21 protein-coding genes are annotated in these 23,721 nt (G+C 70.0%); 5 read left to right on the top strand and 16 right to left on the bottom strand.

The features are described from left to right. Positions 1-214: 214 nt before the first annotated feature. The 7 genes from OG352_RS37245 to OG352_RS37275 form a co-directional block, all read right to left on the bottom strand. Positions 215-1,354 carry a M20 family metallopeptidase gene (locus tag OG352_RS37245; protein WP_329223003.1) on the bottom strand — a complete coding sequence of 380 codons (1,140 nt, stop codon included), beginning with the start codon at positions 1,352-1,354 and terminating at the stop codon, positions 215-217. Next, complete coding sequence (locus OG352_RS37250) at positions 1,354-2,028, bottom strand: DUF1028 domain-containing protein (RefSeq protein WP_329223005.1); 675 nt, start codon at positions 2,026-2,028, stop codon at positions 1,354-1,356. Before OG352_RS37250 ends, OG352_RS37245 begins: the two co-directional genes overlap by 1 nt. Next, a complete protein-coding gene (locus OG352_RS37255; RefSeq protein ID WP_329223007.1) occupies positions 2,025-2,495 on the bottom strand; it encodes a RidA family protein in 471 nt (156 codons plus the stop codon). Before OG352_RS37255 ends, OG352_RS37250 begins: the two co-directional genes overlap by 4 nt. Next, positions 2,492-3,793: a flavin-containing monooxygenase gene (locus tag OG352_RS37260; protein ID WP_329223009.1), complete on the bottom strand. Its 1,302-nt coding sequence runs from the start codon at positions 3,791-3,793 to the stop codon at positions 2,492-2,494. The genes OG352_RS37255 and OG352_RS37260 overlap by 4 nt, the downstream gene beginning before the upstream one ends. Positions 3,794-3,973: 180 nt before the next feature. Further along, complete coding sequence (locus OG352_RS37265) at positions 3,974-5,491, bottom strand: APC family permease (RefSeq protein WP_329223010.1); 1,518 nt, start codon at positions 5,489-5,491, stop codon at positions 3,974-3,976. Between the two features lie 40 nt (positions 5,492-5,531). After that, entirely contained in the window at positions 5,532-6,890 is a 1,359-nt protein-coding gene (locus OG352_RS37270) for an aminotransferase family protein (protein ID WP_329223012.1), read from the bottom strand. A 59-nt stretch (positions 6,891-6,949) separates the two neighbouring features. Beyond that, positions 6,950-8,440, bottom strand: coding sequence for an aldehyde dehydrogenase family protein (locus OG352_RS37275; protein WP_329223014.1), 1,491 nt, complete (start codon positions 8,438-8,440; stop codon positions 6,950-6,952). A 165-nt stretch (positions 8,441-8,605) separates the two neighbouring features. Here OG352_RS37275 and OG352_RS37280 point away from each other — a divergent pair, with 165 nt between their 5' ends. Next, a complete protein-coding gene (locus tag OG352_RS37280) occupies positions 8,606-9,214 on the top strand; it encodes a TetR/AcrR family transcriptional regulator (protein WP_329223015.1) in 609 nt (202 codons plus the stop codon). A 168-nt stretch (positions 9,215-9,382) separates the two neighbouring features. Then, positions 9,383-10,303 carry a LysR family transcriptional regulator gene (locus OG352_RS37285; RefSeq protein WP_329223017.1) on the top strand — a complete coding sequence of 307 codons (921 nt, stop codon included), beginning with the start codon at positions 9,383-9,385 and terminating at the stop codon, positions 10,301-10,303. Positions 10,304-10,330: 27 nt separating this feature from the next. Here the strand turns inward: OG352_RS37285 and OG352_RS37290 are convergent, their stop codons facing one another. From OG352_RS37290 to OG352_RS37310, 5 genes are all read right to left on the bottom strand, one after another. Next, positions 10,331-11,866, bottom strand: coding sequence for a GMC family oxidoreductase (locus OG352_RS37290; RefSeq protein WP_329223019.1), 1,536 nt, complete (start codon positions 11,864-11,866; stop codon positions 10,331-10,333). Between the two features lies 1 nt (position 11,867). Continuing rightward, a complete protein-coding gene (locus OG352_RS37295) occupies positions 11,868-13,286 on the bottom strand; it encodes a purine-cytosine permease family protein (RefSeq protein WP_329223020.1) in 1,419 nt (472 codons plus the stop codon). Positions 13,287-13,479: 193 nt separating this feature from the next. Beyond that, positions 13,480-14,154, bottom strand: a complete 675-nt coding sequence (locus tag OG352_RS37300; protein WP_329223021.1) for a HutD/Ves family protein — start codon at positions 14,152-14,154, stop codon at positions 13,480-13,482. Positions 14,155-14,554: 400 nt separating this feature from the next. Next, positions 14,555-15,805 carry a L,D-transpeptidase gene (locus OG352_RS37305; protein ID WP_329223023.1) on the bottom strand — a complete coding sequence of 417 codons (1,251 nt, stop codon included), beginning with the start codon at positions 15,803-15,805 and terminating at the stop codon, positions 14,555-14,557. 667 nt (positions 15,806-16,472) lie between these two features. Beyond that, positions 16,473-16,916, bottom strand: coding sequence for an RICIN domain-containing protein (locus OG352_RS37310; RefSeq protein ID WP_329223024.1), 444 nt, complete (start codon positions 16,914-16,916; stop codon positions 16,473-16,475). 730 nt (positions 16,917-17,646) lie between these two features. On the opposite strand from OG352_RS37310, the gene OG352_RS37315 reads away from it, so the two are divergent. Continuing rightward, positions 17,647-18,549 carry a trypsin-like serine peptidase gene (locus OG352_RS37315; RefSeq protein WP_329223026.1) on the top strand — a complete coding sequence of 301 codons (903 nt, stop codon included), beginning with the start codon at positions 17,647-17,649 and terminating at the stop codon, positions 18,547-18,549. Between the two features lie 640 nt (positions 18,550-19,189). On the opposite strand, the gene OG352_RS37320 is transcribed toward OG352_RS37315, so the two are convergent. The 3 genes from OG352_RS37320 to OG352_RS37330 all read right to left on the bottom strand — a co-directional run bounded on the left by OG352_RS37320 (position 19,190) and on the right by OG352_RS37330 (position 21,257). Then, entirely contained in the window at positions 19,190-20,155 is a 966-nt protein-coding gene (locus OG352_RS37320) for a pirin family protein (RefSeq protein ID WP_329223027.1), read from the bottom strand. Between the two features lie 119 nt (positions 20,156-20,274). After that, the gene (locus OG352_RS37325; protein WP_329223029.1) at positions 20,275-20,763 is read right to left on the bottom strand and encodes a hypothetical protein; all 489 of its coding nucleotides are present in this window, start codon (positions 20,761-20,763) and stop codon (positions 20,275-20,277) included. A 26-nt stretch (positions 20,764-20,789) separates the two neighbouring features. After that, positions 20,790-21,257, bottom strand: a complete 468-nt coding sequence (locus tag OG352_RS37330) for an ATP-binding protein (RefSeq protein ID WP_443072441.1) — start codon at positions 21,255-21,257, stop codon at positions 20,790-20,792. Positions 21,258-21,388: 131 nt separating this feature from the next. On the opposite strand from OG352_RS37330, the gene OG352_RS37335 reads away from it, so the two are divergent. Beyond that, complete coding sequence (locus tag OG352_RS37335; RefSeq protein WP_093770766.1) at positions 21,389-21,619, top strand: DUF397 domain-containing protein; 231 nt, start codon at positions 21,389-21,391, stop codon at positions 21,617-21,619. Positions 21,620-21,801: 182 nt separating this feature from the next. Next, positions 21,802-22,716: a helix-turn-helix domain-containing protein gene (locus OG352_RS37340; RefSeq protein WP_329223033.1), complete on the top strand. Its 915-nt coding sequence runs from the start codon at positions 21,802-21,804 to the stop codon at positions 22,714-22,716. A 56-nt stretch (positions 22,717-22,772) separates the two neighbouring features. Here OG352_RS37340 and OG352_RS37345 read toward each other — a convergent pair whose 3' ends face one another. Beyond that, on the bottom strand, positions 22,773-23,591 hold the full coding sequence (locus OG352_RS37345; RefSeq protein WP_329223035.1) for an SAM-dependent methyltransferase: 819 nt from the start codon (positions 23,589-23,591) through the stop codon (positions 22,773-22,775). Positions 23,592-23,721 lie beyond the last annotated feature (130 nt).

Below are 23,721 nucleotides of genomic sequence, written 5' to 3' on the forward strand. Positions count from 1 at the left end.
GTTTCCGCAGGTCAGCGACCTCCGGGACGGCTGCCGGTCAGCAGACCGTCAGCATCGGTCGGAGGAGTTGGTTGACCGTGGCACAGGGTTCGTTGCCTAGCTCGGCAGTCGACGGATGAACTCCTGTCCGGCATAGCCGGAGTCCGCCCAGACGATCGTGATCTCCGGGTGCATCAGCCGCAGCCGGAACAGCGCTTCCGGAGTGCGTCGTCCGTCAGCGCGCGGCGGCCGGAGCGCCGCGGTCCACACCGGTCCAGGCCAGCGCGACCGCGCCGTCGAGCAGGGCCCGCTGGGCCGTCCCGCCCACGCAGTACGCGGCGAACTCGTGCTGATGGTTGGTGGCGGGCAGGGAGCCGATGCCGATGTAGGGGTGGATGGCCGGCACCACCTGCGAGACGTTGCCCATGTCGGTGGAGGCACGGTTCATCCGTGCGGCCTGGCCGGGCGGTGCGAACTCCCGCCCCAGGGCGAGGGCGTTCGCACGGTAGTGGCCGAGGGAGGTCTCGTCCGTGCGGAACTCCGCGTAGGGCTTGCTCTCCGGCTCGATCGCCAGGTCGCAGCCGGTGGCGAGGGCCCCCGCCTCGAAGACCCGCATGACGCGTGGCTCCAGCTCGGCCAGTTCGGCGAGCGTCTCGGCCCTGACGTACCAGCGTCCGGTCGACCGTTCCGGAATGGCGTTCGGAGCGTCCCCGGCGTGCGTCACCACCCCGTGCACGCGCACCGACGCGGGCAACTGCTGCCGCAGCAGCCCGATGGCGACCTGGGCCACGGTGAAGGCGTCGGCCGCGTTGATCCCGGTCTCCGGATAGGCGGCGGCGTGCGCGGACTTCCCGGTGTAGGAGATCTTCGAGTGGCTGACCGCGAACGGGCGGGCCTCGGCGACGTCGACCGGCGCCGGGTGCACCATCATCGCGAGGTCGACCCCGGCGAAGGCGCCTCGGTCGAGCAGCTCGATCTTGCCGCCGCCGCCCTCCTCCGCCGGGGTGCCGTAGACCTCCACGGTGAGGCCGGCGTCGTCGGCGACGGCGGCCAGGCCGAGCGCGGCGCCGACGGAGCTCGCCGCGATGAGGTTGTGCCCGCACGCGTGACCGAGGCCGGGCAGCGCGTCGTACTCGGCACACAACGCGATCCGGACGGGCCCGCTGCCGAACCGGGCGAGGAAGGCCGTGTCCAGGCCCAGGTACGACGAGGTGACGTCGAATCCGGCACGGTCCAGCAGTTCCGGCACCGCGGCGGCGGCCCGATGCTCCTCCCAGGCCGTCTCCGGGTCGGCGTGCAGCCGCTCGGAGAGCCCGATCAGTTCCTCGGCATGACGGTCGACCGCCTTCCTGGCGGCCTCTTTCATCGTGCCCATCACAGGTTCCCCGGGACGCCGTACGAAGGAGAGGTGGCGGGATCGAGCCCGCGGCGCACGTAGTCGTCCCGTTGGGGCAGCCAGACGTCGAGGAGATCGCCGAGCCTGTCCACGGGGTCCTCGGCCCAGTCCACCCGCAGGTCGGTCACCCGCCAGCCCACGTCCGCGACGACCGCCATGCCCGCGGAGTACACCGGTCCCTCCTCGCCGCCGGCCGCGACGGCGGCCTTCATCGCGGCGAGCAGCCTCTCCTCCAGCTCGCCCGTGGCAGCGGCGTACGCGTCGAGGAGGACGCCGGGGATGTGCTCGCCGGACAGCATGTTGCCGGCCGCCACCGCACCGTCCGCGGTGGCCGAGGCGTGCGTGCCCAGGGTCTGCGAACCGCTGTGGGCGAACCCGGGCCCGGAGCGGCCCAGCACGGTCAACTGGCGGTAGGCGATGGTCTTCTCGTTCCGCGCCGCGCCGATGACGTCGCCCAGAGCGCGCTGCGCGTCGCCGTGGTCCGCCAGCCCTTCCAGCAGGTGTGTGCCGAGGGTGGGATCGGTGATGTTCTGCGAGGTCGCCGCGCCGGCCCCGGGCCGCAGATGCACGACCCGGGCCGCGACCGCCGGACTCGAGGACGTGGCCGCGACGCCGAACCGCTCGCCGTCGCGGACCACCAGGGAGAACGTCATGCCCGGTCCTCCTCGGGGATCACGGCGACGGCGTCGATCTCGCACAGCCACTCCGGGCGCGCCAGGGCGGACACCACCAGGCCGGTCGAGATCGGGTGGACGCCCTTGGTCCAGCGGCCCACGGTGCGGTACACCGCCTCGCGGTAACGCGGGTCGATCAGGTAGATGGTCAGCTTGACCAGGTGCTCCATCCGGCTGCCCGCCTCTTCGAGCAGCATCTTGATGTTCGCCATGGCCTGCTCCGCCTGGGCCTCGGCGTCGCCGATGCCCACGGACTCGCTGGTACCGAGGTCCTGGCCGATCTGGCCCCGGACGTACACGGTGCCGCCCGCGACGACGGCCTGGCAGAGATCGTTGTCGAGGCTCTGCTCGGGATAGGTGTCGCGGGTGTTGAACGGCCGGATCCGGGTGTGCCCGCCGGCGACGATCGGGGGCTTCACCTCGCGGCCCTCGCTCGTGGAGGTCATCGTCCGCTCCTCAGTTCTTCCGGGTCGCCGACGGGGACGACGGGCTGGTCGGTGGTGCCGTGCGCGAGGTAGCCGCGTTGAGTCGCTATGTGGTCGGCGACGTACCGGGCGTCGTGCCAGACACCCCAGATGAACGTCGACCCGCGACGGGACAGCCAGGGCAGGCCCAGGAAGTAGACACCGGTCTCGGCGGACACCCCGCGGCGCTGGTTCGGCCGGCCCTTCTCGTCGAACGCGTCGACTTCCAGCCAGCTGTAGTCCGCGGCGAAGCCCGTCGCCCAGACGATCGAGGTGACGCCGGCCTCGGCCAGGTCGAGCTCCAGCCGGGGGCTGGTCACGCATTCCGGGGCCGGCCCGAGGACGTGTGCCTCCGGCTCCTCCGGGAGGTCGAGCCCGTTGCGCTCGACGTACGCGTCGGCGGCCCGCAGGAGCCCGAGGTACTTGTCGTCGCCGAGCGCGATGTTCGTGGCGAGGTCCGGCGCGAAGCGCAGTACGCCGTCACTGTGGGAAGCGGTCATGCCGACGAGCTCGATACCCGAGTCGGCCAGAGCGCGGAAGTCCACGGTATGGCCGCCGCGGGCGCCGCTGACCGCGATGGTGACGTGCTCGGCCCCCTGGGCGGGCGCCTGCGCGTCCCAGAGCCCGAGCACACCGAGCCACCAGCAGAAGTCACGTCCGCGGTACTCGCGGGGAGGACGGTCGTGCGGACCGACCGAGAGGAGGACCCGGCGGCCGGACCGGCACAGCTCGTCGGCGATCTGGACACCGGAGGAGCCCGCCCCGACCACGAGGACCGCGCCCTCGGGCAGCTGTTCCGGGTTGCGGTACCCGCTGGAGTGGATCTGCACGGGGACCGCACCGTCGGGGACGACGGGCGGAATCACGGGCCGCTGGAACGGTCCGGTCGCGGCCACGACGTAGCGCGCGTCGATGGAGCCCTCCGACGTCTCGACCCGGAAGCCCGGCCGGCCGGCGTGCCTGCGCACCGAGGTCACCTCGACGCCGCACCGGATCGGAGCACCGATCTTCTCGGCGTACGCGACGAAGTAGTCGGCGACCTGCTCCTTCGAAGCGAAAGCGTCGGGGGCGATGCCGGGGAACTCCATCCCCGGGAACCGGTCGTGCCAGGCGGGCCCGTTCGCGACCAGGGAGTCCCACCGCTCCGAGCGCCAGCGCTCGGCTATGCGGTGTCGCTCCAGGACGATGTGCGGTACGCCGTGGGCTCCCAGGTGCTCGCTCATCGCGACGCCTGCTTGGCCGGCCCCGACGACGACTACTTCGGTCTCTTCACTGGGCATGTCAGCCTCCCCTCAGGCGGCAGCTCATCTCGGTGTCACGTTGACCGTGCTGCCGCACGAGACATCCTCGGGCGCGGGTGAAATTCTGTCGAACAGATGTTTCTGTTATGGGTGATCTGATTTGTAGATGTGCCAGGCGGCAGCCACCGCAAGCACCCTTCGGGCGAGCAGGTAAGCGGGTCAGTCTTCTCGCGAACCGCTCGACACGACGGCCGGGCGGCCTGCCGCACCGTTGGTGGCGGCTGCCGACGAGGTCCGGTTGACGGTGTATCCCGCGACGCCGACGGCCAGCAGCAGGACGACCGAGCCGAGGGTGAACACCTCGAAGGTGGTGCGTGAGACGCCCCAGGTGCCCTGGAAGTCGTAGGAGATGCCGAGGAGGGGCTCCAGCGTGCCCGGGAACAGGGCCACCCAGGAGCCGAGCACGATCCAGGCGTAGACGAGCGCGGCGTACACCTTGAAGCCGGTGGTGCCGAACGGCACTCGGTAGGGACGGTCGACCTGGGGATGGCGCAGGCGCAGGACGAGCAGTGCCGGGACGACCGTGAGGTACGAGAGCAGGAGGGTGGTGATGGCGACGGTGAGGACGACGCCGAAGACGGCTGCGGCGTTGCCGTGGATGAGGGTCATGGAGGCGATCATGAAAACGGTCGCGGTGAGTCCGGAGAGCACGTTCATGCGGACCGGGGTGCTGAGCCGGGGGTGGAAGGCTCCGAGGGAGCGGCTGAAGAAGCCCCCGTCGGCGGCGGCCATGGCCTGCATGCGGTCGCTGACGATCATCCAGGCACTGCCCTGGGTGAGGAGCGCGAAGACGAACATCACGGCGGTGGCCGTCAGGAGCGGTCCGCTCCAACTGCCGTACACGTCGGTGTAGACGAGGTGGGCGGCGTCCATGAAGCCCCCGATGCCCGTGACCTTTCCGGGCGGGGCGGCGGCGAGGATCGCGAGCACCGGCAGCAGGTAGCAGCAGGCGGCGATCAGGGCCGAGACGCCGATGGAGAACGGCACGTCCCGCTGCGGGTCGTGCATCTCGTCGCCGGCCGCGTTCGGGGCCTCGAAGCCGACGTAGGCGAAGAGCAGGACCGGCACGAGAGCGAGGAAGCCGGCTGTGGTGGGGCTGAAGGAGGTCTGGTCGAGGCCGTGGAAGCCGTGCTCGTCGCCGTAGGCGAGGGCGGTGGCGGTGAACAGGGCGATCGCGAGGACCTTCACCGCGGCGCCGGCCGTGGTGATCCACTTTCCGCGGCGCAGCGAGATGACGGCGGTGAGGATGGCGGCCCAGATGAACAACAGCTTGAAGGTGTAGTCGGCGAAGGTGCCGGTGCCGAGGTGGAAGACGAAGCCGTCCCAGGTCTCGGCGGCGATGAAGACGAGGGAGCCGCCGAGCCAGATGGGGTTGGTGACCCAGTAGAAGAGGGTGGTCACGGCTGCCGGGCCCCGGCCGAGGGCGAGCTTCACCCAGACGTACGGGCCGCCTTCCTGGGGGAACGCGGCGCCGGTCTCGGCGAAGACGAGCGCGTACGGGACGAGGAACGCCACCGCGATGAGGGCGATCCAGGTGGCGGCCTGGCCGCCACCGGAGGCGATCTGCCCGATGGTGTCGAAGGAGATCACGGCGGCGACGCCCATCGCCACGATGTCGAAGCGGCGCAGACTGCGCCGCAGGTGCGGCACGGGGGCCGGGGAGGCGGGGACGGACACGAGGGTACCTCCGGGATGTGCTGGGCCGGGGCGGACGTCCTCAGCCGCGGATCTGTCCGGTGGGCGAGGTGCGCTCCAGGACGGAGCGGATGGCGGTGACGGTCTCCTTGGCCTCGGTCTCGGTCATGATCAGGGGCGGGGAGAGGACGAGGCTGTGTTCCGAGTCGCGGACGATGACGCCGGTCTCGCGGCGGATCACGTCGTGCGGCATGCGCGTGGGGTCGAGGGGGAGCGGTTCGCGGGTGCTGCGGTCGGCGACGAGTTCGACGGCGAGCATCATCCCGACGGAGCGGATCTCTCCGACGATGTCCAACTCGCCGAGCTGGGCGTCGAGTTCGCGGTGCAGGTAGGCGCCGATCTCGGTGGCCCGGCCGAGCAGGCCCTCGCGTTCGATGATGTCGAGGTTGGCCAGTGCCACGGCGGCCGCGACCGGGTGGCCGTTGTAGGTGTAGCCCATGGGGAAGCCGTGTTCGCGCAGCAGCTGTTCGGCGACGTGGTCGCCGACGAGGAGCGCGCCGAGCGGGATGTAGCCGGAGGTGATGCCCTTGGCGGTGACGATGATGTCGGGGCGGATGTCGAAGTGCTGGGCGGCGAACCACTCGCCGACCCGGCCGTACGCGGTGACGACCTCGTCGAAGACGAGCAGGATGCCGTGCCGGTCGAGGACCTCGCGCACCCGCGGCCAGTAGTCGGCCGGCGGGACGAGCATGCCGCCGACGCCCATGATGGGTTCACCGATCATCGCGGCGATGTTGGACGGGCCGATCTCGGCGATGCGCTCCTCGAGTTCGCGGATGAGGAAGTCGGTCGGGTCCTGGCCGTCGTAGAGCTCGGTGCGGTACGGCCAGGGCGGGGTCAGGTGGGAGACGTGCGGCATCATCGGCGCGAAGCCCTCGTGGTAGACGGGGAAGCCGGTGGCCGAGCCGCCGCCGTAGCCGATGCCGTGGTACGCCTTGTGACGGGCCAGGATCCAGGTGCGGGAGGCCTCCCCGCGCCGGTGGTGGTAGTAGCGGGCCATCTTGATGGCGGCCTCGTTGCCCTCGGACCCGCCGGAGGTGAAGTAGACGTGGCCGAGGCCCTCGGGGGCGATCTCGGTGAGCCGGGTGGCGAGCTCGATGGCGCGGTCGTTGGAGAACTCCCAGAAGCTGGTGAAGTACTCCAGCTTCCGCATCTGTTCGTGGGCGGCGCGGGCGACTTCCTCGCGGCCGTGGCCGATCTGGGCCAGCCAGAGCCCGCCCGTGGCGTCGAGGTAGCTGCGGCCGTCCGCGTCGGTGAGGCGGCAGCCGGAGCCCTCCGTCATGATGACGCGCTCTTCGGCGCTGCCGGGGAGGTAGGGGTGGATGATGCGGGCCCGGTCGGCGGCGGCCAGTTCGGCGGGGGAGAGGGTGATGCGGCTCATCGGGGGTCCCTTCTCGACGGTTGGTGAGGGATGGTGAGGGATGGTCGTGAGGTGGCGGCTCAGCCGTACGCGATCCAGGTCGTCTTCAGGCCGGTGTACTTGTCGAAGGAGTGCAGGGAGAGGTCGCGGCCGTATCCGGACTGCTTGAAGCCTCCGAACGGGATGACCGGGTCGAGCGCGTCGACGGTGTTGACCGAGACGGTTCCGGCGTGCAGGGCGTCGGCGAGACGGTGGGCACGGGCGAGGTCACGGGTCCACACGGAGGCGGCGAGCCCGTACGGGGAGTCGTTGGCGATGCGTACGGCGTCCGCCTCGTCGGTGAACGGCAGCACGGTCAGGACCGGGCCGAAGAGTTCCTCGCGGGCGAGCGGGGCGTCGGGCGTGAGGCCGGTGAGGACGGTGGGATTCACGTAGGCGCCGTCGAGGTCGGGGCGAGTGCCGCCGCAGACCACGCTCGCGCCGTGGCCGGTGACCGCCGAGGACACCGCGTCGGCCAGGCGTCGGGCCTGCCGCTCGTCGACGACGGGGCCGAGCCGGGTGGCCGGGTCGAGGGGGTCGCCGGGCCGCCACGCGGCGGCGTGCGCGGCGACCCGGGCGGTGAACTCCTCGGCGACAGAGGCCTGGACGAGCAGTCGGGTGTTGGCGGAGCAGACCTGTCCGGCGTTGTAGACGAAGCCCCAGGCGGCGCGCTCGGCGGCGGCCTCCAGGTCGGCGTCGGCGAAGACCAGGTTGGGGCTCTTGCCGCCGCACTCGGGCCACACCTGCTTGAGGTTGGACTCGGCGGCGTACGTGAGGAACAGCTTGCCGACCGCGGTGGAGCCGGTGAAGGCGAGGACGTCGACGTCCGGGTGGCGGCCGAGCGCCTGCCCCGCGCTCTCGCCGAGCCCGGGAACGACGTTGAGCACGCCGTCGGGAATCCCCGCCTCGGCGGCGAGGGCGGCCAGCCGCAGCGCGGACAGCGGCGACTGCTCGGCGGGCTTGAGGACGACGCTGTTGCCGGCCGCCAGCGCGGGTGCGAGCTTCCAGGCCGCCAGGTCGAGCGGGAAGTTCCACGGGACGACGGCGCCGATCACGCCGAGCGGGACGCGGCGCACCAGGGCGAGGTTGCCCGGGGCGGTGGGCGCGACCTCGTCGTACAGCTTGTCGATCGCCTCCGCGTGCCAGGCGAAGCAGGCCGCGGCCGACGGCACGTCGACGGTGAGCCCGTCGGTGATCGGCTTGCCCATGTCCAGGCTGTCGAGCAGGGCGAGGTGCTCGGCGTCGGCCGCGACCAGCTCGGCCAGGCGGAGCAGGCGGCGCTTGCGCTCGGTCGGGGCGAGGCGCGACCAGCGGCCGTCCTCGAACGCCGCACGGGCGGCACGTACCGCGCGGTCGACGTCGGTGGCCTGGCAGGAGGCGACCTCGGCGACCGGCTTGGCGGTGGCCGGGTCGACCGTGGTGAACGTGGCGCCGTCGGCGGCGTGGGTCCACTCGCCGTCGATGTACGCCCTGGTCTCGGGGCGCAGCCGGGCGGCCCTGCGTTGCCAGTCGGAGTGGGTGAGGTCGGTCATGAAGAACGGCTCCTGGGTCGGCCCCAGAGCGGGGCGCCGGTGCGGCCGTCGAGCGGCCGGCCAGAGTTCTTTGAATCGGAATTCAAACTATCTACGGCTGGACTGTCAATGGCTGTGGGCGAGAGAATGTGGATTCATTGACCTGGGAAACGGGGAATTAACACCGTGGCAAGACCGAAGAATCAAGGTGCCCGACGCGAGGCGCTCATCGAGGCGGCGGGCCGGGCGATCACGGAGCGGGGTCTGGCCGGGCTGCGGATCAAGGACATCGCGGCCGAGGCGGGCGTCTCCGTGGGATCGGTCCTGTACTACTACCCGGAGCTCGACGACCTCGTCTTCGAGGTGCACCAGGACGCGGTCGAACGGTACCTGACCGCGCGCCTGTCCCACTCCTCCGCCGACGCCGCCGTCGATCCCGCGGAGCGGCTGCGCAGGGCGATCGAGAGCGGACTGCCCCGCGACAGCGACGACGCCACCCACCGCCTGCTCTACGAACTGCACGGGCTCGCCGACCGCAGCCGGCAACACGCCGCACTGATGTCCTCGCTCTTCGCCCGGGAGGTCGCCCTGTACACGACGATCCTCGAAGTCGGGTGCGCGGAGGGTGCGTTCACGCCGTCCACGCCGGTTGCGGACATAGCCCGCGACCTGGTGATGCTGGAGGACGGCTACGGCCTGCACATCGTCGGCCGTAACCCGGCCGTGGACCACGACACGGCCAGCGACGCCCTGGCCGGCCTCGCCCGGACGCTCACCGGCTGCTCCCGCCTGTGAGCCGCTTCCGCTCGTGCGGGGGCGACGACGGTCACGCCGGTGGGGCGCTGCCCATCGCGGCGAACGTTGCGCAGTGGGCTGTGCCACCACGGCGCGAGCCCGACTTGGATCGGCAGAGCAGGGCTTTTGCTCAATGTGCATCTGTTGATCAGATGTAATCTGGGGGATGTGACAGCACCGGTCGGGTTCACCCTCGTTCAGTTGCGGTACTTCGTCGTCGCGGCGGAGTCCGGTTCCATGACGGCTGCGGCGGAGCGGCTGCACATCGCCCAGTCCGCGGTCTCCACGGCCGTGTCCAACCTGGAGCGCGACCTGCGGGTGCAGCTGTTCATCCGCCGCCGGGCCAAGGGGCTGACCCTGACGTCGGCCGGGGAGCGGATGCTCCACCAGGCGCGGGAACTGCTCGGCCATGCCCGTGAGGTGGCGGAGGAGGCACGCGGCACCGGCGCCTCGCTGACCGGCACGGTGAGCCTGGGATGCTTCATGACGCTGGCCCCGACCCTGCTGCCCCCGCTGTTCACCGTGTGTGCCGAGCGCCACCCGGACCTCGAGATCTCCGTACTGGAAGCCGAGGCCGAGGAACTCGCACGGGCCCTGCGGGACGGGCGGATCGACTTCGCCCTCACCTATGACCTCGGGTTCGACGGCGAGTTCGTCCGTGAGCCCCTCGCCTCCGCCCCGGCGTACGCGATCGTCCCGCCGGACCACCGCCTGGCCGGCCGTGGTGCCGTCGACCTCGCGGAGCTGGCCGACGAACCACTGGTGCTGCTGGACCTGCCGCACAGCCGCGACTACTTCCGTTCCCTTTTCGGTGCCACCGGAACCAGTCCCCACGTGCGCTACCGCACCCGCAGTTACGAGACCGTCCGCTCCCTGGTGGCTCAGGGGCACGGCTACTCGGTGCTCAACCAGCATCCCGCCACCGATCAGACCTACGCGGGCGGCGTGGTGGTCTGTCTGGACCTGTCCGACGACTACCCGTCTCTGGAGGTGGTGCTCGCCCGCCTCGACGGGGTCCGGCAGTCCGCGCGGGCGCGGGCGCTGATGGACGTCGTGCGCGAGGTGGTGGCGGGCAGCGGACACGGCTGATCCCGCGTGCGTCATGGGGTCGTGGGATCAGCCGCCGGCGCGGAGCAGCTCGGCTGCCCGCTCGGCCAGCATCAGGACGGCGACCACCGGGTTGACCGTGGTCAGGGACGGGAACGCCGATGCGTCGGCCACCCGCAGTCCGCTCGTCCCGCGTACCCGCAGCGACGGATCGAGCACCGCCTCATGGTCACCGTCGGCCCCCATCCGTGCCGTGCACGACACGTGGTAGACGGTGTGACTGGTGGCCCGGACCAGTGCGGAGATCTCCTCGTCGGTGACCACCTCAGGCCCCGGGAAGACCTCACGGCCCACCCACCGCGCCATGGGCGCGGTCGCCGCGATCCGGCGCGCGATCCGGATGCCCTCGACCAGCAGACGCTCGTCATGGCCCTCCGGGTCGGTGAAGTTCCGGTAGTCGATCAGGGGTGCTTCGGCAGGGTCGGCGGAGGCCAGCCGGACGGTGCCCCGACTGTGGGGCCGGGCGACGTTCGGCGTCATGGAGATGCTGTGGCGCGGGATGTCGCAGCCCAGCCGCTCGGCGTGGACCGCGTACGTCATCAAGGGGACGTGCATGAGGATCTGCGGCACGACGGCATCCGGATCGACCCGTGCCATGACACTCATGTCCCAGTCGGTGGCCCCGGTCCCGGGGATCGGCTCGGTGGCCTCCCACACGATCAGGCCCTCGGGATGGTCACTGAGATTGCGCCCCACGCCCGGCGAGTCCAGGACGACCGGGATTCCGAGCGCGCGCAGTTCCTCGGCCGGTCCGACGCCCGAGAGCAGGAGCAGTCGCGGGGTGTCGATCGCTCCCGCGCACAGAACGACCTCGTGCCGGGCCCGGACGGTGTGCGTCGAGCCGTCCGCGCGGCGTACCTCCACGCCGTACGCGCGCCGGTCCGGGGTGAACAGGACTCGCGTGACGCGGGTTTCGAGCAGCGTGCTCAGGTTCGGGCGATCGTCCATGACCGGGTGCAGGTAGTCCACGGAGGACGACGACCGCACCCCCGTCTCCGGGTAGTAGCCGATCTCCAGGAATCCCACGCCGTCCGCGTACGGCCGGTCGTTCCACCGCTCTCGAACCGGGATGTCGAGCGCCGTGGCGGCGGCCTTCACGACGTCTGCGAGATAGGGATTCCGATGTTCTTCGGCGACCGGGACGATGTGGGTGAGCAGCCGGTCGTAGTACGGGAACATCGTTGCCGCGTCCCAGCCGACGGCGCCCCGTTCGACCCAGTCGGAGAAGTCGGCGGCCGGCGGCCGTAGCGCGATCATGGTGTTGTGGGTGGAACAGCCGCCCAGGATCCGGGCCCGGGACTGGCGGATGTGCGAGTTGCCGCGCGGCTGGTGCACGCTGCGGTAGTCGAGGTCGTACTCGCCCTCCAGCATCTCGAACCAGCGGCGGATCTGGAGCGCCCGTGGCTCCTCGCGGTCGCTCGGCCCCCATTCGAGGAGGCCGACCGAGACACCCGGGTCCTCACTGAGGCGGGAGGCGATCACCGCACCGGCGGTTCCGCCGCCGACCACCACGTAGTCGAAGACGCTCTGTGCTGCCTCGCTCATGTCAGCCGGCCGTCTCGACGGCGGGTGTGGGGACGGCCGACACCGGCGCGGGGGTGCGGCGGGCGGAACGGCGGGCGAGGAAGTAGTAGGCGGGGCTGACGACGACCAGTCCGACGATCCAGGAGATGTCCACGCCGCCCAGGGCGTCGGCGACCGGACCGGTGTACATCGTGGTGGCCACGAACGGCACCTGGATCGCGGCGCCGAGCAGGTAACACGCCACCGCGACCACGTTGACCCGTCCGTAGATCCCGCCGTCGGCGCGGAAGAACGAGTCCACGTCGTACTTGCCGTGCTGCAGCAGGTAGTAGTCGACCAGGTTGACCGCGGTCCAGGGAACCAGGACGTACATCAGCAGCAGGATGAAGTTCTCGTAGTGTTCGAGGAAGTTGTCCTTGCCCGCGAGGGCCGTCACCAGAGACAGCAGGAACATCACGGTGGCGGTCACCGCACGGGCGACGCGCCCCGGCGACCAGTGCGGTACGAAGGTCTGGCCGACCGTGATGGTGGACAGGACGCCGCAGTAGAGGTTCATCGCGTTCGTGGCGGCGATGCCGACGGAGAAGACGACGACCACCAGAGTGCTCACCGAACCGGTGAGCGTGGTCAGGCCACCGATGACGTCGTCGCCGACCGCGGCGCCGATGACGGCGCCGAGCAGCATGGGCAGGATCGAGCCCAGTGAACAGCCCGCGTAGCTCGCCCAGAAGGCGGGACGGGAACCGGTGTCGGCCGGCATGTAGCGCGAGTAGTCCGACACATAGGGCGCGTAGGCGATCTGCCACAGGGCGCCGGCGGTGACCGTACCGAGGAAACCGGCCACCGTGGCGCTGCCGTGCGAGGAGAAGTCCTGCGGCAGTCCGTGCACGAAGACGACCCACACGAACGCCAGCAGCAGGGCCGCACCGGACAGCCATGTCATCACGCGGGTGTAGGAGTGGATCAGGTCGTGGCCGAAGATCGTCGCGATCACGCTGACGACGCCCACGAGCACGATGCCGCCGTCCACGTCGATGTGTATGTCGAGCGTGGCGAGCGACTGCCCGGCCAGGACCAGGTTCGAGGCGAAGAACCCGATGTACATGAAGATGACGAGCCCGATCACCAGCAGCGACCCGTACGAGCCGAACTGGCCGCGGGTCTGCACCATCTGCGGCACCCCGAGCTGCGGCCCCTGGGCCGAGTGCAGCGCCATGAGCACCGCGCCCAGCAGATTGCCGATGACGATACCGACGGCTGCCAGCCAGAAGGGCAGTCCGTACACGGTGGTGGCCAGTGCGCCGGTCACCACCGTCAGCACCATGATGTTGGAGCCGAACCAGATGGTGAACAGGTCACGGGCCTTGCCGTGCCGCTGATCCAGGGCGATCGGCTGGATGGTCTTGTCCTCGATGCGCTGAGGCGTCTCGGCCTTTGCCATGGGGGCTCTCCGCTCTTCCGTGGCGTGAAGTGCGGTAACTGTTGCCTGGCAGACTTCCTCTGTCCAATGCTCTTTTCTGTGGAAGTTCCTCTGTTTTCTGAATGCTTCGAGGTCAAGGGCGGATGGGTCGCACGGGTAACGCCGACGAAACGGCGAATTGACCCCTTGATGTCGAGATCGGCGGGGGCGTGTCTCACCGGGCTCGGGGCGGAAGTGAGTGGACGCGCGAGCACGAAGATGACTGGGCGGGCGCCGACTCCCGCTGTCGGTGCGCCGCGGTGATCCTGATCTCGGCCACCGTGCCGTCGCCCCGTAGAGTCAGCGGCCCCGGGCCTTCGTGGCGTACGGAGTCAAGACGGCCGAGCGCTGTCTCCCGCCTGTCCGGTCGGCCGACGGCGATCCCCTCGGTGACGGCCATGACGAGCAGGGTCTCGCCCGCGGCGCACACCATCTCCGCCCCCCGTGCGGCGGCGACGGTGACGATCCGCACATGTGCCGTCGCCCGGCCCCTGCGGGTCATCACATTCATATCGCGCACCGCGCCCGCCTCCAGCCGGCAGTCCGTCGCCGCGTCGCCGGAGAAGGCGAAGGGGCTCAACGGTCCGACCGGATGCGGAGTCCCGTCCACGGTCAGCACCATGCCATCGCCCTCGACCAGGGTGATCACGCGGTCGATCCCGGGAAAGGAAGAGAAGGAGCCTCCCGCGTCCACGTCCGCGACACTCACCCGCCAGTCGAAGCCGCCCTCGGGCTCCGCCGGGACCAGGGGCGCTTGCACGGCGCCCGACGCGACCTCCCGGGTCATACCGCCGCCGTTCTTCCACGGCATGCTGCGGTACTCCCTCCAGCGCAGAACATCTCCACCCATCCGACGCCACCTCACTCTTCCGTCGTCCGGCGGACCGCCATCACCGGCGAACCCGGGCCACCGCCACCGGGCCTCTCGGTCGTCGGGTCGTACGAGCGCGCCAGGCACGTGATCATCGAGTCCAGGGCAAGCCTACGTGCCGGCCCCCGAGCGAAACCATTGCCTGACCAGCAGGAATCAAACGATCATGTTCGGCTTAGAGTCGGCTTCCAAGACAGGCTGCGATGCCGGACAAGCCCCCGCCGGGAACTCGCCGGATTCTTCACCAACCCGGGTTGACGAAGCAGGCCCGCATTCGCCACGAACGCAAACACAAGCTGCAGTGGATGCGGTACGGATGATGTCGGCCACCGGCTGGGGGAAGGGATGCCGGTTCGGCTGCGTGGAGAGTGGTGTGGTGTCAGGTGGTCGGGCTGCCTGCGGCCCACACGCTCCACGCCATGTTCCAATCGCTGAGGCCGTTGTCCGAGGCCAGCATGGTCTTGTCCGCGGAGTTCTTGACGACCACGACGTCACCGATCATCGAGTGGTCGAAGAACCACGCGGCGGGCCGGCTGCCGTCGCCGCCGGCCCTGACATCCTTGAGGCCTACGCAGCCGTGGCTGGTGTTGACCTTGCCGAAGACCGAGTCGGCGCCCCAGTAGTTGCCGTGGATGAATGTGCCCGAGTCGGTCAGGCGCATGGCGTGCGGTACGGCCTTGATGTCGTACGAGGGCTTGCCGTCCTTCTCCGTGAGGCCGACGGTCGCACCGTTCATATGGATCTGCCTGAACTTCTCGGAGATCACCATCTGACCGTTGTACGTCGGGTGCTCGGGGCTGCCTGACGAGATCGGGATGGTCTTGATCGTCTTGCCGTCGCGGACGACGGTCATCTGCTTCGTCTTTGCGTCCACGGTGCTGATCTGGCTCCGGCCGATCTTGAACGTGACCGTCTTCTGGATGCCGTGGCGGTTGAGCGTGACGGTGACGGTGGAGCCGGGCTTCCAGTAATTCTCGGGGCGGAAATCCAGGCGGTGGTCGTTGAACCAGTGGCCGACGACCCGCTGTCCGCTGCTGGAGCTGACCTGGATCTCCGACTCCACAGCGGCCTTGTCGCTGATCGCCATGTCGAAGTTGACCGTCACCGGCATGCCCACGCCGACGGTCGAGCCGTCCTGAGGCGAGACGTGCCCGATGAAGTCGTCGGCCGGGGAGACCGTGGTGATTGTCGCGTCACCGGTGGCGGAGCGGCCCTTGGCGTCCTCGGCCTCTGCGGCAATCTGATACTTGGTGGCACGCTCCAGTCGGCCGTTCGGCTTCCAGGAGGTGCCGTCCGCGGACAGAGTGCCCGGGATCTCGGCACCGGTCGCGACGGCGGTCATGGTCACCTTGGCGAGCTTTCCATTACTGACGGTGACACCGACCGGGTCGTTGATCCCGACGTTGTAGGCACCTTGCCCGGGTGTGATCTCTATTCGGGCGTCGGAGGCTTCCTGGGTGCCCGCCTGATTTACCCGCGCCGGCGATTTCGGGTGGTTCCCGGCACCGTTGCCGCTGGCAGCGTTGCTTGTGCCGCCGAGAGCCGTGACCGCGAGTATGCCCCCGAGTGCGCCGGCCGTAGCCATCAGCCCGGTGCGTCGTCTATGGAACGTGATCAAACGCTTCTCCATGCCACTGGTCTTTGCATCCCTGTGCTGATCGCCGAAGGAGTGCAACCAGCTTTGAAACTACTTATAGACACGCCTATGTCCAGAAATGGGTAAATTGTGGCGAAGGCCACGCATTCTTGCTTGCCGATGTGCGACGGCGCGGGCCGGCTGCCCGCCTCCCGTGGTGCCCGCGGGCCAGGGGCCCGCCTGCCCGGCCCCTGGCCGGGTAGGGAGGCGCTGATGTTCAGCTCTGGGTGAGGGTGCGGTGGTCGGCGACGATCCACTCCCTGCCGCCGCCCTCGGGACGCAGAAGATCGCGCATGGCGGGACGCGCCGGGTGGTGGGGTCTTCCCACTCGCCGATGAACTGCACGATGCCCCGGCGGCCGTGGCCGCCTTCGTCGACGACTACAGCGCCCTCGTTCGGCCAGTCGGGCAGCTGGCGGTGGGAGACGGGCCGGTGTCACCTGACCGAACCCGCGTCAGGGTGCCCGTACACGTCGGCCCCGGCAGCGACCCTCCCCCGTGGGGCGTCGCCGGGGCCGACCGCTGCCCAGGCCCCGTACCCTCGGGTGCCCGGGAAGGAAAAGCAGGCTTGTTGTCATCCGGCAAGCGGCCGTAGTGAGCAGGGCCGTCCTTTCGGAGCGGTGCCCGGGTCGGTCGCCGACCCGGGCACCCGGTTCACGCCTCTACTCCATGAACTGGAAGGTCCACGCCTGGCGTTGGTTGCTGACCTCGAGTGGCCTCAGGGCGATGCGGGGCGGGAAGATCCGCAGCAGGCTGAGGTCCAGGGCCAGCTCCCGGCCGTCGACGGGGCCTCCGGGGACGACGACATGGAAGGTGTGCGGCTGCGCGCTCTGGTAGAGCGCCCACTCGCGCGGCTCGGGGTAGCCGACGACCGGCTTGTTCGTCTCCGGGTCACCGTCGAAGGACAGGTAGGTCTCGCTCCTGAGATTGCGGATCGTGCAGTTGCCGTTGCTGAGTACGTCCAGTTGCCATTCCTGCTCGCCGGGGTTGCCGGTGGGCGGCAGCAGCACAACGGGTGTCTTGGGCTCCGACGACCCTCCCTCCATCGTGAGCAGCTGCTCGCCGGGACGGGCGATCATGTAGACGCCGTTCGGTACAGGTGACAAGGCCGACTCCACTTCTGACGTGCGGTGCCCGCGCGGGGTGCCGCCGATTTTCTGGACCGACGCATCCCTTCCCCGTCAACCACGCGACAGAGGTCGGAAAAGCTCTGTGCCACCCTTCAGGAGTACAGCGGTTCGTCCCGGCGTTCGATCAACTCGTCGAAGGTGTTCTCTGGTGCCTTCAGCAGCGTGTCCGGTGGCCGTTGCTCCGCCGATCCCGTTGCGTGACAGGCGGCATGCCGATCCGGTGACTACTACGGTGCCTCTCCAACGCGGAAACGCAGGTCGATAGCTGCCGCTGGGGACACCTATCCCGCGTCGGCACACTCCGTCGGCGTGGTGCAGGGGCGGTGGCCGGTACGCGGACCGGGCTTCGGCCGGACGGCGTGGTTCCCGTGGCTGTTCATGACCGGGCAGGGCGTGGCCTACAGTGCCCACCGGACCGACTCCAACATCGTCGTACTGGTCCTGGGCCGGGGCGCGTTGCGGTCCACGGTTCGGCACCGCCAGCCGGGTGGCCCTGAGGCAGGAGCTGTACCGGTCACGAGGGAAGATGTCGGTTCCGGCAGTGCAGGTGCCACCGAGGCGAACACCGCCTGCCTGATGGCGGGCAAGAACATCACCCTGGACGAGATGGCCTGGCCACGAAAGATCAGATGGCGGATGCACGTCACTCGCCGGAATCGCATCCTTCCGGGTGATGACCCGATCCCGATCATCCGAGAGGACACCCATGTCGCCCAGCCCGTCCCGAGGCACGCGCCGAACCGTCTCCGGTCTCGCCACCGCCCTGCTGGCCCTGGCCGCCCCCCTGGCGGCCCCGGCCCTACCCGCGGCGGCGGCCGCAACCGGGCAGGTCAGTACGGTCACCTACACGGCGGCGGAGCGGGCCGCCGCTCTCTCGTACTGGACGCCCGCGCGCATGAAGCAGGTCAGCCGCGCCGTCGACCTGGGGCCGACCGGTCCGCTCAGCAAGCCCTGGACCGGCAAGGGCATCCCCAGCATCGGCCGGCTCTTCTTCGTCGATTCGAGGGGGCAGGACACCTGGTGCACGGCCAGCGCCGTCACCAGCGGCAACCGCTCAGTGATCATGACCGCGGCTCACTGCGCGCGCCTCGGCTCCTCGCCCGTCAACACCTACGGCGACATCGTCTTCGTCCCCGGCTATGCCAAGGGCAAGGCCCCGTACGGCCGCTACGCCGTCAAGGCGACCGTGACACCGCGCTCCTGGGCCGAGGACACCGTCAACGACATAGCCGCGATGGCCGTGGCCACCCCGGCGAACGGGAAGCGGCTCACCGACGCAGTGGGGGCGCAGAACATCGCCTTCGGCCGTCCGGCCGGTGAACGGGTCACCGCCTTCGGCTATCCGGCGACCACTCCCCAGCGGGGCGAGGAACTGCTGTACTGCGCCGGTACCTCTCGGCTCGCCCCCGAGGGCGAGCAGCGCGTTGCGTGCGACCTCGGCGGCGGCGCGAGCGGCGGTCCCTGGCTCGCCGGCTTCAACTCCGCCACCGGCAAGGGCACCGTGGTGTCGGTCAACAGCCACGGCGCGGGCGACGGCGGCACCCCGATGTACGGACCGACGCTCGGCAAGACCGCGCGGGCCGTCTACGACGCCGCCCAGCGCGGCTGAGCGACAGGGATCGGCCGGCCGGAGCGGCGGGCCGTCCGGGGCCCCGCCGGACGACTTCACCCGGGAAACGGGCACCCGCACCCTCGCCGTCCAGGAAGTCCTCGTCCGCAAGGCATACCGCGGCACCGCGGGCGCAGGACCTTCCCGCCTGCTGCACGACACGCTCCTCGCCGAGCGCGAACGTGGACGACGGAGGAGTTCGGCACTTCGCATGAGGGCGCGGTCGGTGTGCTTCCGGCTGACGGCACCGTTCCGCGCCACGTGTTCTTCGACATGGGCTCCGGTTCGGGCGGGCAGCCGGTCTCGCAGTGGAGCGTCCACGACGGCCAATTCACACACGTACCCCGCGCGGCCGCGCTGCGCGCGGTGCGTTCCTGCGGCTGGACCGGCACAGAGCACCGGCTGGACTGGGACGAGATCGGCGAACAGGAACTGGCCGAGGCGGGCTTGGACGCGGCGGACACATGCATGCAGGACTGGGACGGGCACACCGTGGAGGTGGAGCAGTCGGCCGTTCCGCTGCCGGAGACGTTCACCGCTCTACAGCATCCGAGGGTCCGCGCAACCAGAGATCATCGTTGCAGGGCAGGTGGTGAGATGCTCTCGAACTCCCTGGGCCGGAAGCCCGACTCCGCCCTGGTCAGCGCACCCTTCCCCGTGGCTTCAGCGGCACGGACGGCAGTTCCGGTGCGCGCAGGGGATCTCCGTCGTAGCCCTTCACCTCGCCGAAGCGGCGGCCCGTCATCCAGTCCTCACGAGCCTGCGTGATCTCCTCCTGGGACCGGCCCACGAAGTTCCACCACATGACCAGCTCCTCCTCGAACGGCTCGCCGCCGAGCAGCATCAGGCCCGCGTCGGACTCGGCCCGCAGGGGCAGTTCGGTGCGGCCGCAGCCGAGGTAGAGCATCGAGCCCGGCAGGACGGGCACCCCGTCCACGTGCACCTCGCCCGACATGGACAGCACGCCGTACTCGAAGTCGGGGACGAGCGGCAGCCGGACGTCCGCGCCGCGGGCGAGCGCGAGGTCGGCGCCCACGATCGGGGTGTACGTCGAACCGGGTGACGTCGAGCCGTCGAGGTCGCCGAGGAGCACGGTGGCCGTGAGGCCGGGGGCGGTGACGGTGGGCAGGCCGGCGTGGTGCTCGAACCGGGGGTCGGTGTGGCGGTGGGCGTCCGGCAGGGCCACCCAGAGCTGGGCGCCGTGCAGGTAGCGGGCGTGCGCCCGGGGGCTCTCCTCGGAGTGGCTGATCGCGCGCCCCGAGGTCATCAGCCCGAGTTCCCTGGGCCGGACGGTCTGCAGGCTGCCGGTCGAGTCGCGATGCAGCACCTCGCCCTCGTGCAGCCAGCTCACGGTCTGCAGGCCCATGTGCGGATGCGGCGGGACCTGCATGCCCGGCTCGTCGGCGATGTCGTCGGGGCCGTAGTGGTCGACGAAGGCCCAGGCGCCGATCATGCGCCGGCCGAGGTTCGGCAGCAGCCGGCGTACCTCGGTCGACTCGCCGAGCTTCACATGCCGGGGGCTCAGCAGCTCGCGGACGGGTTCGGCGACGACGAAGCCACGGCCGCCGCACACACTGGGCACGGGCGCGCGGTCAAGGTTGCTCATGCGGCACAACCTAGCGGTCAGGTGCGGAGTCGCGCACAAGGAACCGTGTCGCGTCAGGGCTTGTCCGCCTGTCCCAGGTACGCCGTCCGACGGTGCCGCCTCAGTCGCCTCGGTCGCTCTCAGTCGGTCAGGGTCTCGGCGAGTTCCGTGGTGGCCCGTACGAGTTCGGTGTCCGGCTCGGCGAGGAGCTGGCGCAGGACGTCGCGCTGGGCGTGTACGGCGTCGCGGGCCGCGCGCTCCCATCCCACGTAGTTGTCGGGGTGGTGGAGCAGCTTGGGGTACGCGGCGGCCGTCGTCTCCCACTGTCGGGTGTCGGCGATGCTCTTCAGCAGGCGCAGGATCTCCGCGCGGCAGGTGACCTGGGGGAGCCGGGCGAGTTCCCAGAGGAAGGGCACCGTCGCCGCCGTCGCCTCGTCCACGACGAAGCCGAACTGGCAGATTCTGCGGCGTAGTTGACGGAGTGCGGATTCGGCGGTGTCGGCGTCGCCCCGGGCGACGGTGGTCAGCAGGAACGGGATGGCCGCGGCGGACCCGGTGGAGTCCTTGATCTCGGGCCACGGCACGTGTCCCAGGTCCTCGAGCGGTGCGGTTCCATGCGTGGCAGTCATGTCAGATGTCAGCCGTCGGTCGGGGATCAGGGCTGGGAGCGGGTCGGCAGCATGGCCCAGACGGTCTTGCCCACGGGGGAGCGGCGGGTCCAGCCCCAGTGGTCCGAGAGGGCTTCGATGATGTGCAGTCCGCGGCCGTGCTCCAGGAGACTGTCCTCCGGGCGTGGGTAGACGGGCAGGCCGTCGCTCGGGTCGGTGACGGCGCACACCAGGTGGGAGCGGCGCAGGGTGAGCCGGAGCCGGACGGTGAACTCGCCCGCCGGGCACTGCGGCAGTCCGTGCAGGACCGCGTTGGCGGCCAGTTCCGTGACGACGGTGACCGCGTCGTCGCTGCGGTGGTCCAGGGACCAGCAGTCGAGGGTGTGGTGGGTGAAGTCCCGTGCCTGGGCGAATCCTTCCCGGCTGCCCGTGAGGTACAGGGCGGCGGTTCTGGGCGAGTCACGGACGGAGACGGACTCGTGGCTCCGGAACTGCGCAGGTGATGACACGGGCATCTCCCTCATCTCCCTGAGGCGACGTCAGGACGGGGGGCCGGAAGTGCGGTTGACGGCATGGTTATTATCCACGCTGACGAGGTTCTCGTGCAATTTCACGGGAAATTGCGCGTACGAGCGAGGAGAGTGCAGTGCCGTCAGTGCAGAACGGAGTGCGGGCGAGCTCGTTGGGCGTCCGCTGGATCAAGAGCAGTCACAGCAACGCCGAAGGCAACTGTGTGGAGGTCGCGGCCCTGGAAGGCGGAGGCGTCGCGATGCGCAACTCCCGTGACCCCGACGGGCCGGCGCTGGTCTACACGCCGGCCGAACTGGCCGCGTTCGTGGCCGGTGCGAAGGGCGGGGAGTTCGACCACCTGGCGTGAGACCGCGCGAGGGTCACGTGAAGCTCGCGCGAAGATCGTGTGAGGGTGCGGGATGGACTCGGTGGACGGGTTCATGGGGCGACTCGCCGTACTCGATGGGCCCAATTCCCCTGCCACGTGCGGTCGTAGGGCTTCGGATGCGATACTGAGGTCTGTCGTCTGCCGGTTTGTGGGGAGTCAGGATGTCTGCCGAGTCGTCTCGCATCTCCCGCCTCGAACCGTATCTGAACCGGGCCGAGCCCGCCCCGACCTTGCTGAAACTGCTGGTCGGTGTGCAGTTGGCGGGTATCCGGGAGGACGCCGGCTTCGCCCAGGACCAGGCCGCGCGTGCCATCGGGTTCAGCCCGGCGAAGCTGTCGCGCATCGAGGCGGGCAAGGGGCGCAAGCCGCCCGTCGAGGCGGACGTCCGCGCGCTCCTGTCGCTGTACGAGACCGGTGAGCACGAGGCCGCCGTACTGCTGAAGTTGCTGCAGCAGGCGGGCGAGCCCGGCTGGTGGCAGCGCTACGACAAGCGGCTGATGCCCGAGTGGTTCGACCGGCTGGTCGGTCTGCAGGAGGCGGCCATCGCGATCCGCACCTTCGAGATCCAGTACGTACCGGGCCTGTTCCAGACCTCCGCGTACGCGCGTGCCGTCGTGGAACGCGGGCTGCCGTCGGCGACGCCGCGGGAGGTCGAGCGCCGGGTGGAGCTGCGGACGCGGCGCACCGATCTGCTGCGCCGGCCGGACGCCCCGCGGGTGTGGGCGATTCTCGACGAGTCGGTGCTGCTGCGGGTGCTGGGCAGCCGCGAGGTGATGCGCGAGCAGCTCGCCCACCTCGTGGAGCTGGCCAGGCTGCCCCATGTCACCGTCCAGGTAGTGCCGTTGGACGTCACGCACGCCTCCGCGCCGGCCATACCGGTCACCTACCTGCGCTTCGGCGGCGCCGATCTGCCCGACGTCGTGTATCTCGAGCAGATCAGGAGCGCCACCTTCCTGGAGGACCAGGACGAGACGGAGGAGTACCGCGTGGTCCTGGACCGGCTGGCCGACGAGGCCCTCAACCCGCGTGAGTCACAGGCCCTGTTGGCGTCGATCGCGAAGCAGCGCTACGCCTGACAGGGCCGCGCCGCCTGACAGGGCTGCCCGGCAGGCCTGAGCCTCCCGGTCCTGCCCTAGCCGAGGCGGCCCACGCCGCCGAACTCGATCCATTCCTGGGTGAGTTGGCGGGGCGCGACCTCGGTGTCGGGGCGCCAGGTGGAGACCTCCAGCAGTCCCGGGTCGAGGATCTCCAGGCCCTCGAACAGGGCGGCGACGTCCTGCTCCTGGCGCACCCGGCCCCAGTGGCCCTGGGTGGCCTTGTCCATGAAGTCGGTGACGAACTCCCGGACCGCCGGGTCCTCGCTGACCAGCTGACACATCACCAGATAGCTGCCGGGGGCCAGTCGTTCGGCCACCCGGCGGACCACGGCCTGCGGTCCGTCGGTGTCGCTGTCGGGGATGCAGTGGAAGACCGAGTTGAACAGCACGGCCACCGGCTGCGAGAAGTCGATCAGGCGCTTGGTGTCCTCGTGGGTGAAGATGGCCTCCGTCTCCCGCAGGTCGGCGTGGATGACGGTGGTCCGCTCGTCCTGCTCCAGCAGGGCCCGGCCGTGTACGAGGACCATGGGGTCGTTGTCGACGTAGACGACGCGCGTGCTCGGGTCGATGCGCTGGGCGACCTGGTGGATGTTGTCCTGCGTGGGCAGGCCTGACCCGTGGTCCAGGAACTGCCGGATCCCGTACTCCTGGGTCAGGGTCTTCACGACCCGCTGCAGGAAGCGCCGGTTGTTGAGCGCGAGGGCGCGGGTGCTCGGGACGACCTTGTCGAGTTCCTCGCAGGCCGCGCGGTCGGCGGCGTAGTTGTCCCGGCCGCCCAGGTAGTGGTCGTACATGCGCGCGGCGGTCGGAACCGTGGCATCGATCGACGTGGACAGCTGTTTGCCAGGCTGCATCTCATCCCCCAGTTCCCGCCGTGCCACTGACTGGCGCGGCCGACAACACATCCTAGGGAAACGGCAATTGACGGCACCACCCCCTTGATCGACAGATCCCCTGAAGGTGTCCACGTGTGGAATGGCGAGG

The sequence above is a fragment of the Streptomyces sp. NBC_01485 genome (genome assembly GCF_036227125.1).
In the GTDB taxonomy this organism is placed as follows: domain Bacteria; phylum Actinomycetota; class Actinomycetes; order Streptomycetales; family Streptomycetaceae; genus Streptomyces.